The organism is Enterovibrio litoreus, assembly GCF_045679545.1.
Classification (GTDB): Bacteria; Pseudomonadota; Gammaproteobacteria; order Enterobacterales; family Vibrionaceae; genus Enterovibrio.
This window is the reverse complement of sequence record NZ_CP166194.1, coordinates 258,063-272,128: the sequence shown is the minus strand read 5'-3', so window position 1 is coordinate 272,128 and position 14,066 is coordinate 258,063. Positions and strand designations below refer to the sequence as shown.

The following is a 14,066-nucleotide window of genomic DNA, read 5'->3' as shown; positions in this document are numbered from 1 at the left end:
CCACGCATTACAGAGGCAGACCGTGCATATCACTCGGCCTCCAGAATCACGCAATGTTACGATGTAGTTTACACTGATTCCAGAGCAACTTTGGGTCGTCATGTTGGCACGTTTATGTGACGATAATTTTGCGCTAGGTCAGTGATCGATTCGTCACCACATCGCCGCTTTTTCTATGCAGGTGACTTTAACCAATTTTTACCATTTAGGGTGTTTTAAATGTGGTTACAAAAAACCATTAATCTCCGTGCCAAGCCACGCGGCTTTCACCTCATTACAGAAGAGCTAACCGCTCAGCTAACTGAAATCCAGCACATGCAGGTAGGTTTGGTGCATATATTCATTCAACACACCTCTGCAAGCCTCACTCTAAACGAAAATGCGGACCCAACGGTGCGTACGGATATGGAAGCGCATTTCGATCAGTATGTGCCTGAGCGCGCACCTTATTATGAACATATCGATGAAGGTGATGATGATATGCCTGCACACATTAAAGCGTCACTACTTGGTTCAAGCGTGATGATTCCGATCACCAATGGGCAACTCGCACTGGGCACATGGCAAGGCATTTACTTGGGCGAACACAGAGATCATGGAGGGTCACGACGTATAGTTGTCACGATTCAAGGAGAATAGCGGCAGCAAGCTTTTACTTGGCACTAGGATGCGTACTTCCTAGTGCCGCAAATAAACCTTAAAACGGCTGATTAATCATCACCCTAAAGAGCCCTTCTTCGCTTCCCCATGCCATTTCTGAACGAACGACAATACCTTCAACCTGAAAGCGCATAGCAACACCACCACTCCATTTCATATCACGATGAAGCTCGGCAACATCGTACTCATTTGCCACTCGACCGACATCGGCAAACAACACCCATTGCCACCAAGGTACGTCATACCAATTAAAGACAGGCATTTCATCAAGGGGTTGCCACTCAGGCATCACACGATATTCAAGGCTATAATTCAGCGCAGAACGCCCCGCAAATCGGCCGCTTTGATAACTACGAAGACGATACAAGCCGCCCAATCGCGCACTGGCAAATTCCGGCGGGCGGTGAAACTCGGTTTGTCCATTCATTGTGGTGGTGTTATCCCAGCTTGGGGTATCTGAGGTGTACACATTGAAAGCAAGCACCTGTTGATTGGCGATATCTTTCCATGCGCCCAAGTTCCAGTACCAGCTCTGATTAACCTCCCACTGCCACCAGCTTGCTCTGTTATCAGAACCAGGATCAACGGTCACAATCACATCACTGAGACTGCCCGTTGTAGGACTGTTAAGGCTATCGCGGTTATCCCAACGAAATCGGGTTTCTAGCCCCCAAACGTCATCAGCTGACGAAAAATCACTGGGCGCATCAACCCCCTCACCCGTTAATTTCTGCGCTTGGTAAAAGGGGCGCAGCTCTAACGAAGAAACACCGCTACTCCAAGGCGTATCACCGTCAACTTCGCGCCGAGGAGACAGCGCTGCGCGAATAGGCTGCTGTTCACCAGCGCCCCACGGCAAGATATAGCGAAAGCCAATATGATGTTGTGCATCTCGGCTATCGGCAGTTAGACGATCATCAAACGAGGAGGAGTTGGATGCAGCTTCCCCAAGAAAATAGTCGAATTGCTTGAAATCGCCTTCATAAAACTGTGCGCTCACCAGCCAACGACTTTCTGGTGAAAACGTGTAGTTGTTAGCGGATATAAAACCCATCCAAGTGCTTTTGCTGGTCCCCAAGCCTGCGACAAACAAGGATGCCTGCGGCTGACCCGCTTGCTTCCAAAGACCGGCTATACCCGCAGATAATCCCATGGCTTCAGTGGAAAAAGCAAAAGGCACAGCTTCAATATCTAAAGGCTCTGTCGCGACAGTACTTTCCGCTTCTGACGCCATGACACTAAGAGGGATACATAGAAAAGCCGCAACCCAAGTTACGGCTTTGGAAAAGGATATTTTCAAAAGAACCTACGATGTCTTCAGGTATAAATAATATCGACACGCGATGTGATATTGGTGACCAACTCGTAGCCAATCGTGCCGACGTGTTGTGCAATTTCTTCCACGGGTAATTCAGGCCCCCATAAAATCACTTCGTCACCAACGCGATCGGTAGCATCGGGGCCTAAATCGACAGTCAGCATATCCATCGACACGCGACCGACAAGGGGGACACGACGACCATTCACAATCAAAGGCGTGCCATCTGGTGCGACACGCGGATAGCCATCACCATAGCCGATGGCAACCACACCTATTTTAGTATCACGTGGTGCAATCCAACGTCCGCCATAACCAATGGCATCACCTTTTTGGGCACGTCGCACAGCAATAAGGCTAGATGTCATGGTCATCGCGGGTTGCAGGCCAAAATCTGCACCGGTGCGCTCTGACACGGGCGAAATCCCGTAAAGGCTGATCCCTGGGCGCACAAAGTCGAAATGGCTATCGGGCCACAATAGAGTGCCAGATGATGCGGCTAATGATTTGTAACCTGGCTGGCCGGCAGTCAATGTTTTGAACACATCGATTTGCTGTTGGGTAAGAGGATGCTCTGGCTCGTCAGCGCGGCCAAAGTGACTGATGAAATGCAGCGGTTTGGCGACATTCGGACACGCATTCAAACGTTCGATAAAATCGCCAACATCTTCTGGATGAACGCCAAGACGATGCATGCCAGTATCGATTTTCAGCCATACCGTCACTGGATGTTCTAACGTTGCGCATTCAAAAGCATGCAATTGTTCTTCGCAGTGCACGACAGTTTGTAAGTTATTAGCAAGCACAACCGGTAAATCGATCGCAGAGTAAAACCCTTCGAGCAGTAAAATGGGTTTCACTACACCAGCAGCACGAAGCTTCAACGCCTCTTCAATACGTGCAACACCAAAACCAGTAGTCTGCGACGCCAACGCCTTAGCAACAGGTAATAGTCCATGCCCGTAACCATTGGCTTTGATGGCCGCCCATGTACAACTGTTCGGGGCCATGGCTCGTATAACATCGATGTTGTGATTGAATGCTGCTTTGCGAATTATTGCGGTTGCCGCTTTCATAATACCTCGCGGTTACTCTTCATCAAACGCAGGACCTGCGTAGTTATCAAAGCGAGAATACTGCCCTTGGAAGGTCAAACGAACAGAACCGATTGGACCGTTACGTTGCTTACCAAGAATGATTTCGGCAACGCCTTTCAGTGGGCTTTCAGGGTTATAAACCTCATCACGATAGATAAACATAATAAGGTCGGCATCCTGCTCGATTGCACCTGATTCACGCAAATCTGAGTTGATAGGACGTTTGTCGGCACGTTGTTCCAAAGAGCGGTTAAGCTGCGACAGGGCAACAACAGGCACGTTTAATTCTTTTGCGAGCGCTTTTAACGATCGGCTGATTTCAGAGATTTCCAAGGTACGATTATCTTGTAAGCCCGGTACACGCATCAGCTGAAGGTAATCGACCATGATCATCGACAAACCACCATGCTCTCGCGCAACACGACGCGCACGCGAGCGCACGTCCGTCGGCGTTAGACCAGAGCTATCATCGATGTACATATTCTTCTTCTGCATCAGGCTCCCCATCGTAGAGGAGATCCTCGCCCAGTCTTCATCGTCCAGTTGTCCGGTCCGGATTTTGGTCTGATCGACACGGGATAGCGAAGCAAGCATACGCATCATCAGCTGTTCGGCGGGCATCTCTAGTGAGAAAATCAGGACAGGCTTTTCCTGATCCATCGCGGCATTTTCACACAAGTTCATCGCAAAAGTGGTTTTACCCATAGATGGACGTGCTGCGACAATAATCAAATCGGAACCTTGCAGGCCTGCGGTTTTCTTATTCAGGTCCGTAAAGCCCGTCGATACCCCTGTCACACCGTCTTGCGGCGATTTGAACAAGATTTCGATACGTTCAAGCGTCTTTGACAGCACAGTGTCAATGTTTTGTGGGCCTTCGTTTTTCGTGGTGCGCGACTCGGCAATCGCGAACACTTTACTCTCCGCCATGTCGAGCAGATCTTCTGACGAACGACCTTCAGGTTCATAGCCCGCGTCGGCTATTTCGTTTGCCACACTAATAAGGTTACGCACCATGGCGCGCTCACGCACGATGTCTGCATAGGCGACGATATTGGCTGCACTTGGCGTATTTTTCGCTAGCTCCGCGAGATAGGCAAAGCCACCCACATCGTCAAGCAAATTGAGCTTTTCTAGATGCTCTGAAAGTGTGATGAGATCAAGAGGGTGTCCCGCATCGAGCAATAGCTTAGTGCTTTCAAAAATCAGGCGATGGGGGCGGCTATAAAAGTCAGAAGCTACCACCTTTTCTGCCACGCTGTCCCAACGTTCGTTGTCTAGCATCAGACCACCGATCACCGATTGCTCCGCTTCTAACGAATGCGGCGGCATCTTCAGGGCATCTACCTGACTGTCTTTGGGTTTCTTTGAATTAAATTGCTTGCTGCGTTGCTCTGCCATATCACTTAGTACCTTGTCATTGCGCAGGTCATTATAGCCGAATCCTTTTCCGACGCACGACCAAGTGCAAAGACAAATTATTTTGCTGTCTATTTAACGTCTTGCTGACGCAATGAAGGGATATTCATATAAAATATCGTCCCAAGTTTTGTAATGGTAACCCATATGGCGCGAGTGCTGTTGAAACCGTCTCTGTTTTGTCTGGTTGCATTGCCTCTTTGCGCCGAGGCTAGCGTACCTGAACGCTGGCAATCCGAGGTGGAACTTGGATTTCAGTCTCTCTCAGGCAATTCTGATTCCATGACGCTTAACAGTCGTTTAGGCGTGAACTTCACTGAAGGGCCTTATCGCCATACTTCGGAAGCCAAATTCTTGCTGGTTGAAAAAGACGGCGAGGAAGATAAGCATAAAAGTGAATTTGAAAGCCAAGCCAACTACAAGTTTGACCCCAAGCGCTATGTGTTAGGCAACATCAGCTTCATTGACGACAAATACGGTCCTTATTATCAAGATCTGACGCTCGCAACCGGTTTGGGTTATCAAGCAATTTGGCAGGAAGATCTCTCACTACTGCTCGAAGTTGGTCCTGGCTACCGCTACCAAAGCCCTAACCTTGATGAAATCGATGATGATGACCTCGTCATGCCCTATGACGTGCAAGAGTTTATTGTCAGGACGCAAGCAGAGCTGACTTGGCAAATCAATGAGACCGCTTTGTTTGAGGGGCGAGTCACCGCGATTGCAGGACCAAGTAACTCCAGTATCGAAACCCGTGCATCGCTGTCCACCAGCCTGATAGACGATTTGGCCGTGAAGATTTCGACCACGCAAAAATACATCGACCAAGTACCGCCAGGACTGAAGAATCGCGATTCAATTTTTACGGTGAATATGGTTTATCGGTTTTGAAAAAGCCAAGAGATAAGGCTGTAAGAAGGTAAAGGTAAAGGTAAAGGTAAAAAAGTATTTTCAGTGGCAGATCTTATCCGAAACCTCATAGATCCACGCTTGGGAAAAATGCCCCTTAGCCCCTAGGCCTGCTTTTTCCAGTACCGTTTCTTCAGGCACAAAAAAACCGGCCAATGGCCGGTTTTTTCAAAGCTTACGTGCGACTGAATTACTCAGCAACAACGCTCACTTTAACAGTTGCGAATACTTCAGAGTGCAGTTGCAGACTGATTTCGTACTCACCAACGTTACGTAGCGCACCTTCTGGCAGGCGAACTTCGCTCTTCGATACAGCAACACCAGCAGCAGTTACTGCATCAGCGATGTCACGAGTACCGATAGAACCGAACAGTTTACCTTCGTCACCAGATTTAGAAGCGATAACAACCGCCTCTAGTGCTGCAACTTCTTCGGCGCGTGCTTGAGCAGCAGCCAAAACTTCAGCAACTTTTGCTTCCAAATCAGCACGACGAGCTTCGAAATGCTCAACGTTAGATTTAGTTGCCATTACTGCCTTACCTTTAGGGATAAGGAAGTTGCGAGCGTAACCAGACTTAACTGTTACCTGATCACCCAGACCACCCAGGTTACCGATTTTATCAAGCAGAATAACTTGCATTATCTATTCCTCTATTAACTTGGACAGTGCCGATTACTGATGTTTGTCAGTGTACGGCAGCAGAGCCAGGTAACGTGAACGCTTGATAGCGCGTGCCAGCTGACGCTGGTACTTAGCACGGGTACCAGTGATACGGCTAGGTACAATTTTACCAGCTTCGGTGATGTAGTTTTTCAGAGTCGCTACGTCTTTGTAATCGATCTCTTGTACGCCTTCTGCAGTGAAACGGCAGAATTTACGACGACGGAAGAAACGTGCCATGGGGCTATCTCCTGATCTAAATATCTATAATGTCATCGGCATGTAACACTAATTTACCTTCGCCATTTCGGCTGGTCTGGTAAGAGAGAAACTCACTCACCTTAATGTTACTGCCTAAAGCTAAGTGCTGCGTATTGCTTTGAGACCTTTGCCCGCTCATTACTTCCGATAATCGGCAGTAAACTTGCCTTGGCAATGCAGCTTCCTGTTATTCCAAATCACGCTCATGCATACAATGACGATAAGGTGTTTCGGCAGAACGCTACTCTCGAACAGGCCATCGGTTTAGCACCAGAAAGCTCCGTTCGATTGGTCATCAAATCAAATTACTCAGCTGCTGCTTCGCCTTCAGACTGTGCAAAATCTGCACGGTCGCCGCGATCTTCACGATCTTCACGACGTGGCGCGCGCTCTTCTTTAGCCTTCATCATTACAGATGGCTCAGTGATAGCGCCTTTGGTACGCATGACCATGTTACGGATCACAGCGTCGTTGAAGCGGAATGCAGTTTCCAGCTCATCAACAACTGCTTGGTCAGCTTCAACGTTCATCAGAACGTAGTGAGCTTTGTGCAGTTTGTTGATTGGGTAAGCCAGTTGACGACGACCCCAGTCTTCTAGACGGTGGATTTGACCACCTGACTCTTTGATAGAACCAGTGTAACGCTCGATCATGCCAGCAACTTGCTCGCTTTGATCAGGGTGCACCATGAATACGATTTCGTAATGACGCATAGGTTGCTCCTTACGGATTATTCAGCTTCCAGTGTTGGCCCAGTCGTCCAAAGGAAGCAAGGAACGAAAGTAAAAGACCGGGAATTTGGAGGCAGAATAGTATAGAGAATCATCAAATGACGCAAGGAAAATATGTAAAGTGAGGAGTAGCGAAGAAAATAAAGAGGGGTGGCAAAAAAGCGCCCCCCTCTTTCCTAACACACGGGCTCTTATCAGTCGTCTCGTTGCACACTATCAGCGAGAAGGCTGGTGTTCGTTTCTGCTTCGACAATCATACCCACGGTAATATCACCAAGAGAAGAAAGGCCATCAGAATAACTTGTACTGCCATCAACTGTGACGGTCAACCCAAGCACATCAAAACTACTGCCCGTCACCGCGGTGACTTCACCTTTCACCTCATATTCCGTGTCAAGATCCTTTCGCTCCAGTAAATTTGCGACATAAGTATTAGAGGCACTTTCATACCCTTTGATTTTGACATAGTCGCCAACATTGATGTCTGTTAAATCAAAAAATCGCACTTCAGCATCGGAGTCATCTTCGATTTTTGTCTGGCTGGTGACGGTAAACCCAACTCCCAAGACAGTGATGGTGCTCGCGCTCACGTCAACCGCACTCACTGTTGCTTCTAGCCCTACCTTGCTTTGCTGAACGATTTTTACTTTTGTCGCGACAAGATTTCCATTGTCATCAAATGTACCTTTCACCTTAACCTGAATATCTAATGCCAAGTCAGACGCAGCACCATCGTCAAACTCCGTACTGCTGTTAGTCACAACAGACACACTGTTAACATCAAAGTCACTCGAGCTGGCAAAGCGGGTGATGTAGCCTTCAATGCTGCCTTTACTGCCGTCGTCATAGTCTTCTTGCTTGGACTTCACCTCGTTCACCGTGAAGGTACTGAGTCCGGCATTGTAATTGGTGGCATCCCCCTTAACTCGCACGGGTAGCCCATTCACCAAGTCAGATTCAGTCAGTTTTTTCAGCTCTGCTGACGCGTAATTGATCGTCAATGTACCCAGAGAAAACGTATTGGCTCCCGTATTAACCCCAGAGACGTTTCCCTGAATTTTATAGGTGACATTGGCTCCACCGGATTCAAGCTTAATACGCGTCGCGTAAATAGACCCATCGGACTGCGTATAGCCACTGATTTCCAATAAATTACCGTCCGTTAACGTGGTCAGATCCAGCGTGCCCAAAGACGTTAAATCGTCATAGGTGACATTCTGCCCCAAAACCGTTAGCGTTTGGTTAGTTGTATCAACGGTGCCAGATAATGGCCCTTTCAATTGCTCTTCATAGAAAATGGCGGTAGCGCTGCCTGTTACGCCATCACTATTGATTTCCCCAGCAATGGAAACAATCATACCCACTTCAAGATCGCTTTCTGTTGCTCCAGCATCATCATCAGTGGAGATGGATGCGCTGCTGGTTTCGTACTCGACACCGTTAATAAACACACTGCCAAATCCAGTGATAACCCCTGTCACTGCCGATGTACTTTCTGTTGGTGTCGACGTAGAGGTCGTACTGTCACTGTCACCGCCACAGCTGCTCAGTAACACTATCGCAAACACCATAAACAGCCTTCTTGCCATCACGTTCCGAGTCATCGTCATGCACTCCCTTGATAAATGCCATTCTCATCAATAAGACTAGACCACGGCTTTTAGTTGGGAATAAAAAACCCGCCTAGATATAGGCGGGTTTCATTCAACAACTGAATAGCATTCACTATTTCAATATTAACTTCTACGCTGGCGCACCGCTTCAAACAAGCAGATGCCGCTTGCGACTGATACGTTGAGGCTTGATACGCTTCCCGCCATTGGGATACTGATCAGCTCATCACAGGTTTCGCGAGTCAGACGACGCATGCCATCACCTTCAGCGCCCATGACAATCGCCAATGGCCCTGTCATTTTGCTTTGGTAAATGTCGTGCGTGGCTTCGCCCGCCGTGCCAACGAACCAGACACCTTTGTCTTGCAAGGCACGCATGGTGCGCGCCAGATTGGTCACACGAACCAATGGCACTATCTCAGCGGCTCCTACAGCCACTTTTCGTGCTGTTGCACTTAGTGGTGCTGAGCGATCTTTCGGTACGATGATCGCACACGCACCCGCGGCATCTGCGTTACGCAGACATGCACCAAGGTTGTGCGGATCGGTCACACCGTCTAACACCAACAGCAATGGGTTTTCTTTACCCTCGAGAATCAGATCGAGATCGTTCTCGTTGTACTGACGCCCCTGCTTAACACGAGCAATCAACCCCTGATGCGACGCGCCGTCAGCTTTATCATCCAGCGCCTTGCGTCCCATTTCCTGTGTAGTGATACCAAGCTCAGCCAATTCCTTCAGCACGGGCAGTAAACGATCGTCTTCACGACCTTTTAGAACATAAACTTCGATAAAGCGTGCTGGGTCGGATGCCAACACGGCTTTGACGGCATGAATGCCGTAAATCATTTCATTGCTCATGGGTTACTTCTTTTAATTGCCTGCTTTTTCGGGTTTGCTTCGTTGCGCTTTTTTCTTGCGCACCTTTTGAGTCTTGCTCTTTTTCTTCGCTGGTGTGCCGTCAGTCACTTTACCTTCGGCAGGCCCCTTGTTTTTAGATGGACCTTTGCGACGAGGCTTTCCTTTTCTCTTTCCTTTCCCTTCAGACGCTTTATCGTCGCCTGCTGCCTTAGGAATAGCGCCACGTTTCAGTTGCTGACGAACAGAACTTCGCTCTTTGCTTTCCTCAGGTTTTTTCCCTGATTCAGCACGGCCTTTCTTGGCTTTGTCTCGCGAGGTTTTCCCCTCGCCACGTGGTTTACGTGTCATGCCATCCAGCCCAAAGTCGATCATTCTCTCATCAAGGTTGACGGATAGCACTTTGACCGTGACTTGATCGCCAAGCTGGAAGACCCGACCCGAGCTTTCACCCACCAACTTTTGGTGAACCATGTCGTAGTTGTAGTAATCGTTGTCAAGATTTGAGATATGCACTAAGCCATCGATATGAATATCATTCAAACGCACGAAGAAACCAAAGCCTGTGACGTTTGCCACCGTGCCCTGCATCACTTCGCCCACATGATCTTGCATGTATTCACATTTCAGCCAATCGGACACATCGCGGGTTGCATCATCGGCGCGGCGCTCTGTCATCGAGCACTGCTCACCCATGCTGTCCATTTCATCCACCGAGTAGTGATAACCGCCTGTTGGTGTCCAGCGATCGTGCGCATGCCCTTCTTGCTTCGCAATGAGGTATTTGATCGCACGGTGCAACAGCAAATCCGGATAGCGACGAATTGGCGATGTGAAGTGCGCGTACTGCTTCAATGCCAAACCGAAGTGGCCAGCATTATCTGGCTGATACACCGCTTGCTTCATCGAACGCAGTAACATGGTCTGGATAAGCTCTTTATCCGGACGACTGCTAATGATATGCGCCAGTTGCGCGTAATCGGTTGGTGACGGTTCAAGCCCCCCTTCCAACGATAAACCCATCTCTCTCAGGAAATCTTTAAAGCCTGTCAGGCGTTCTTCTGCAGGTGCTTCATGCACACGGTACAGTGCAGGTTCTTTGTGCTTCTCAACAAAACGTGCTGAGGCAATGTTCGCCAAGATCATGCACTCTTCGATGATCTTGTGCGCGTCGTTACGCTCAACCGGCACGATGCGCTCAATCTTACGCATCGCATTAAAAATGAATTTGGTTTCGACGGTTTCAAACTCAATCGCACCACGCTGCTCCCGCGCGCCTTTCAACACTTTGTACATGTTGTTGAGTTCTTCAAGGTGAGGAACCAGCGCGGTATATCGCTCGCGCAGTTCTTCATCACCTTCCAGTATCTGCGCCACTTTGGTGTAAGTGAGACGAGCATGGGAGTTCATTACTGCTTCATAGTGTTTGAAGCCCGATAACCTACCCGTGTCTGAAATGGTCATTTCGCACACCATGCACAGGCGATCTACCTGTGGGTTAAGCGAACACAAACCGTTCGACAGCACTTCTGGCAGCATCGGGATCACTTGTGATGGGAAATACACCGAGTTGCCGCGCTTAATCGCTTCTTTGTCGAGTGCTGAATCTGGACGCACGTAATAGCTCACATCGGCAATAGCAACCCAAAGACGCCAGCCACCTGAGCGTTTCTTCTCACAGTAAACTGCATCATCGAAGTCTCGTGCATCTTCACCGTCAATGGTGACAAGCGGCAGATCACGCAGATCAACGCGGCCTTTTTTGGCCTCTTCAGGGACGATTTCCGTGAAATCTTTAACTTGCTTTTCGACCTCTTTCGGCCATTCATTCGGGATGTCGTGAGTGCGCAGGGCAATCTCAATTTCCATACCCGGCGCCATGTTCTCACCAAGGACTTCGACAATGCGACCCATGGCGTTTTGTTGACGTGTGGCACGTTGGAAAATATCCACCACAACAACGTTACCCATGCGAGCGCCTTTGCGATCTTCTTTAGGGATAATGATGTCTTGGCTTAAACGAGAGTCGTCAGGCACAACGAATGCATTGCCATCTTCCAAGAAGAAACGACCGACAATTTGTCCTTTACGCTCTTCAAGTACACGTACAACGCGCGCTTCTTTACGACCACGTTTGTCAGTGCCCGCAGGTTGCGCAAGAATAAAGTCACCGTGCATGACGCTTTTCATTTGATGATGCGGTAACAACCAATCATCTCGGTTGCCTTTGCCTTCTGGGCGCAAGAAGCCAAAACCATCACGATGGCCTATTACGGTGCCTTTAACTAAATCGAGTCGCTCTGGCAGTGCATAGCACTGACGACGGGTGAAAATCAGCTGACCATCACGCTCCATGGCGCGAAGGCGGCGGCGAAGGCCTTCATATTCTTCTTCACTTTTCAGGCCCAGCACTTCAAAGAGCTGATCTCTATTTACGGGTGTGGTGAAACCTTTGATGACCTCAAGAAGGTGTTCGCGGCTTGGTACTGGGTTATCGTAGTTTTTTGCTTCACGACCCAAAAAAGGATCGTTGCTGTGTAGGTGTTTGTCCTGAGACATATAGGATTCCCGTTAGCGACACTTGTCTTCAAGTATATCGCTTAAAATAAAAGAAAATGGGTAGCCCGGCTGGATTGCCAGAAAAATCTGACAGATCGTCTCAAATACTGTTTTTTATGCCGGACGAACAGGGATAAGGAGGCGGTGGAGGTCGTCGTTGCCTGACACCAAGTCATGAAGTGTGTGTTTATCCATTTCGGCAAGAAATGCTTCTAACGCATTCGCGATAGCACTTTTCAGGCGACAGGCAGGGGTAATGTGGCAATTATCGGCGCCACAGTTGACAACTTGCAATGGTTCTAAGGCTCTGATTACATCGCCGACTACAATTGACCTTGCAGGCTTACCAAGTCGGATCCCACCGTTTTTTCCTCTCACGGCTTCCACATAGCCAGCTTGACTCATACGGTGGATAATCTTCACCATATGATGACGGGACACCCCATACTTCTCAGTGACCACGGTAATGCTGGTCAGCTCTCCAGGAGGCAGCATAGCCAGATACATAAGCGCCCTGAGGCCATAATCTGTAAAACTGGTTAATTGCACTTTTCAAATCTCCTTGCGCGCATTGTACATCGAACTGATTCAAAAGGCGCGTATGTGCTCAGTTTCTTTTATCACCACTCTTTGTGTCTATCTCTTGCTCAAAGTCGATCACACTTTTTTGTTGATCTAAACATTCATTTCAGATACAACTTTAAACATGCATTTCAAATGATACTTAAAAACACTAATAAGGGTATGCCATGCTCAGCGCCAAAACCATTGAGATCGTAAAGTCTACCGCACCATTGTTAGCCGAAACCGGACCAACACTCACCGCTCATTTCTATGACCGCATGTTTGCTCGCCACCCTGAGCTGAAAGATATTTTCAACATGAGTAATCAGTTCAGCGGCGCACAGCGAGAAGCACTGTTTAACGCGGTACATGGCTATGCCGCCAATATCGATAACTTACCCGCTCTCTTGCCAGTGGTGGAGAAAATCGCACAAAAGCATATCAGCTTTAACATTACCCCTGAGATGTATGCCATTGTGGGCGAAAACTTACTGGCAAGCATTGATGAACTGCTCGCCCCTGGGCAAGACGTGTTGGATGCTTGGGCTGAAGCTTACGGCGTGCTTGCACATGTATTCGTGACACGTGAAGAAGAAATCTATCAGCAAAACGAAGCTTCTCAAGGTGGTTGGCGCGGCACTCGCCCCTTTGTACTTATCAGTAAAACACCTGAAAGCGACCAGATAACAAGCTTTGTGTTCGCACCACAAGACGGCGAACCTGTGGCTGACTTCACACCAGGACAATACCTAGGTATCTACCTAAAACCCGAGCAATTTGCTAACCGTGAGATTCGCCAATACAGCTTATCTTGTGCGCCCAATGGCGAGCACTATCGAATCTCGGTGAAACGAGAAGCATTGGGCACGGTCTCTAATTACCTGCATGACCATTTGCAAGTGGGTGATTCGGTTGAACTGGCACCACCAAGCGGTGATTTTTTCTTCCAGTCAGAAAAAACGACACCCATTGCACTCATTTCCGGCGGCGTGGGATTAACACCTATGCTGGCGATGCTAGAAACCTTGAGCGGACAACATAAAGCTAATATTCAATGGCTACATGCTGCTGAAAACGGTCAGCAACATGCTTTTGGACAGCGCATTGATACCTTGGTTAAACAGCATGGTAACGCGCAACGCAACGTGTGGTATCGCGAACCAAAAAACAGCGATCAACGCGGCCAAGATTACGACCACCATGGCATGATGGATGTCAGCAAGGTCTCTGGTATAACCGAAGACAGTCAGCGTCATTTCTATTTGTGCGGACCTATTGGCTTTATGCAGTCAATCGCCAAGCAGTTAACAGATGCTGGTGTAACAAAAGATCGTATTTTCTACGAGTGCTTTGGCCCACATAAAGTCCTCGATTAACCCCGCGGGCAATAAAAGACAACTCCCTGCAAGTCATCTT

13 protein-coding genes and 1 pseudogene are annotated in these 14,066 nt (G+C 48.5%); 3 read left to right on the top strand and 11 right to left on the bottom strand.

The window, feature by feature from the left end; all coding sequences use genetic code 11:
* The first annotated feature begins 219 nt into the window (after positions 1-219).
* Complete coding sequence (locus AB8599_RS01280; protein ID WP_407332011.1) at positions 220-639, top strand: secondary thiamine-phosphate synthase enzyme YjbQ; 420 nt, start codon at positions 220-222, stop codon at positions 637-639.
* Positions 640-697: 58 nt separating this feature from the next.
* Here AB8599_RS01280 and AB8599_RS01275 read toward each other — a convergent pair whose 3' ends face one another.
* The 3 genes from AB8599_RS01275 to AB8599_RS01265 are packed head-to-tail and all read right to left on the bottom strand — an operon-like array spanning position 698 to position 4,476.
* Entirely contained in the window at positions 698-1,960 is a 1,263-nt protein-coding gene (locus AB8599_RS01275) for a BamA/TamA family outer membrane protein (RefSeq protein ID WP_407332010.1), read from the bottom strand.
* A 17-nt stretch (positions 1,961-1,977) separates the two neighbouring features.
* A complete protein-coding gene (gene alr, locus AB8599_RS01270) occupies positions 1,978-3,054 on the bottom strand; it encodes an alanine racemase (protein WP_407332009.1) in 1,077 nt (358 codons plus the stop codon).
* Positions 3,055-3,066: 12 nt separating this feature from the next.
* Positions 3,067-4,476: a replicative DNA helicase gene (locus AB8599_RS01265; protein ID WP_407332008.1), complete on the bottom strand. Its 1,410-nt coding sequence runs from the start codon at positions 4,474-4,476 to the stop codon at positions 3,067-3,069.
* 165 nt (positions 4,477-4,641) lie between these two features.
* Between AB8599_RS01265 and AB8599_RS01260 the strand changes: the two genes are divergently transcribed.
* A complete protein-coding gene (locus AB8599_RS01260; RefSeq protein ID WP_407332007.1) occupies positions 4,642-5,385 on the top strand; it encodes a YdiY family protein in 744 nt (247 codons plus the stop codon).
* A gap of 208 nt (positions 5,386-5,593) precedes the next feature.
* Here AB8599_RS01260 and rplI read toward each other — a convergent pair whose 3' ends face one another.
* The 8 genes and pseudogenes from rplI to nsrR all read right to left on the bottom strand — a co-directional run bounded on the left by rplI (position 5,594) and on the right by nsrR (position 12,635).
* Positions 5,594-6,043: a 50S ribosomal protein L9 gene (gene rplI, locus AB8599_RS01255; protein WP_407332006.1), complete on the bottom strand. Its 450-nt coding sequence runs from the start codon at positions 6,041-6,043 to the stop codon at positions 5,594-5,596.
* A 33-nt stretch (positions 6,044-6,076) separates the two neighbouring features.
* A complete protein-coding gene (gene rpsR, locus AB8599_RS01250; RefSeq protein ID WP_002539422.1) occupies positions 6,077-6,304 on the bottom strand; it encodes a 30S ribosomal protein S18 in 228 nt (75 codons plus the stop codon).
* Positions 6,305-6,320: 16 nt separating this feature from the next.
* Positions 6,321-6,509 (bottom strand): annotated as a pseudogene (locus AB8599_RS01245) (primosomal replication protein N); the annotation flags it as partial.
* 121 nt (positions 6,510-6,630) lie between these two features.
* A complete protein-coding gene (gene rpsF / locus AB8599_RS01240) occupies positions 6,631-7,038 on the bottom strand; it encodes a 30S ribosomal protein S6 (protein WP_078752775.1) in 408 nt (135 codons plus the stop codon).
* 212 nt (positions 7,039-7,250) lie between these two features.
* Positions 7,251-8,666 (bottom strand): DUF5666 domain-containing protein, encoded by a 1,416-nt coding sequence (locus AB8599_RS01235; RefSeq protein ID WP_407332005.1) that lies wholly within the window; start codon positions 8,664-8,666, stop codon positions 7,251-7,253.
* Between the two features lie 126 nt (positions 8,667-8,792).
* Positions 8,793-9,530 (bottom strand): 23S rRNA (guanosine(2251)-2'-O)-methyltransferase RlmB, encoded by a 738-nt coding sequence (gene rlmB, locus AB8599_RS01230; RefSeq protein WP_407332004.1) that lies wholly within the window; start codon positions 9,528-9,530, stop codon positions 8,793-8,795.
* A gap of 12 nt (positions 9,531-9,542) precedes the next feature.
* Positions 9,543-12,086, bottom strand: coding sequence for a ribonuclease R (gene rnr, locus AB8599_RS01225; protein ID WP_407332003.1), 2,544 nt, complete (start codon positions 12,084-12,086; stop codon positions 9,543-9,545).
* A gap of 114 nt (positions 12,087-12,200) precedes the next feature.
* Positions 12,201-12,635 (bottom strand): nitric oxide-sensing transcriptional repressor NsrR, encoded by a 435-nt coding sequence (nsrR, locus tag AB8599_RS01220; RefSeq protein ID WP_407332002.1) that lies wholly within the window; start codon positions 12,633-12,635, stop codon positions 12,201-12,203.
* A 200-nt stretch (positions 12,636-12,835) separates the two neighbouring features.
* Between nsrR and hmpA the strand changes: the two genes are divergently transcribed.
* Positions 12,836-14,026, top strand: a complete 1,191-nt coding sequence (gene hmpA / locus AB8599_RS01215; protein WP_407332001.1) for an NO-inducible flavohemoprotein — start codon at positions 12,836-12,838, stop codon at positions 14,024-14,026.
* Positions 14,027-14,066: the final 40 nt, after the last annotated feature.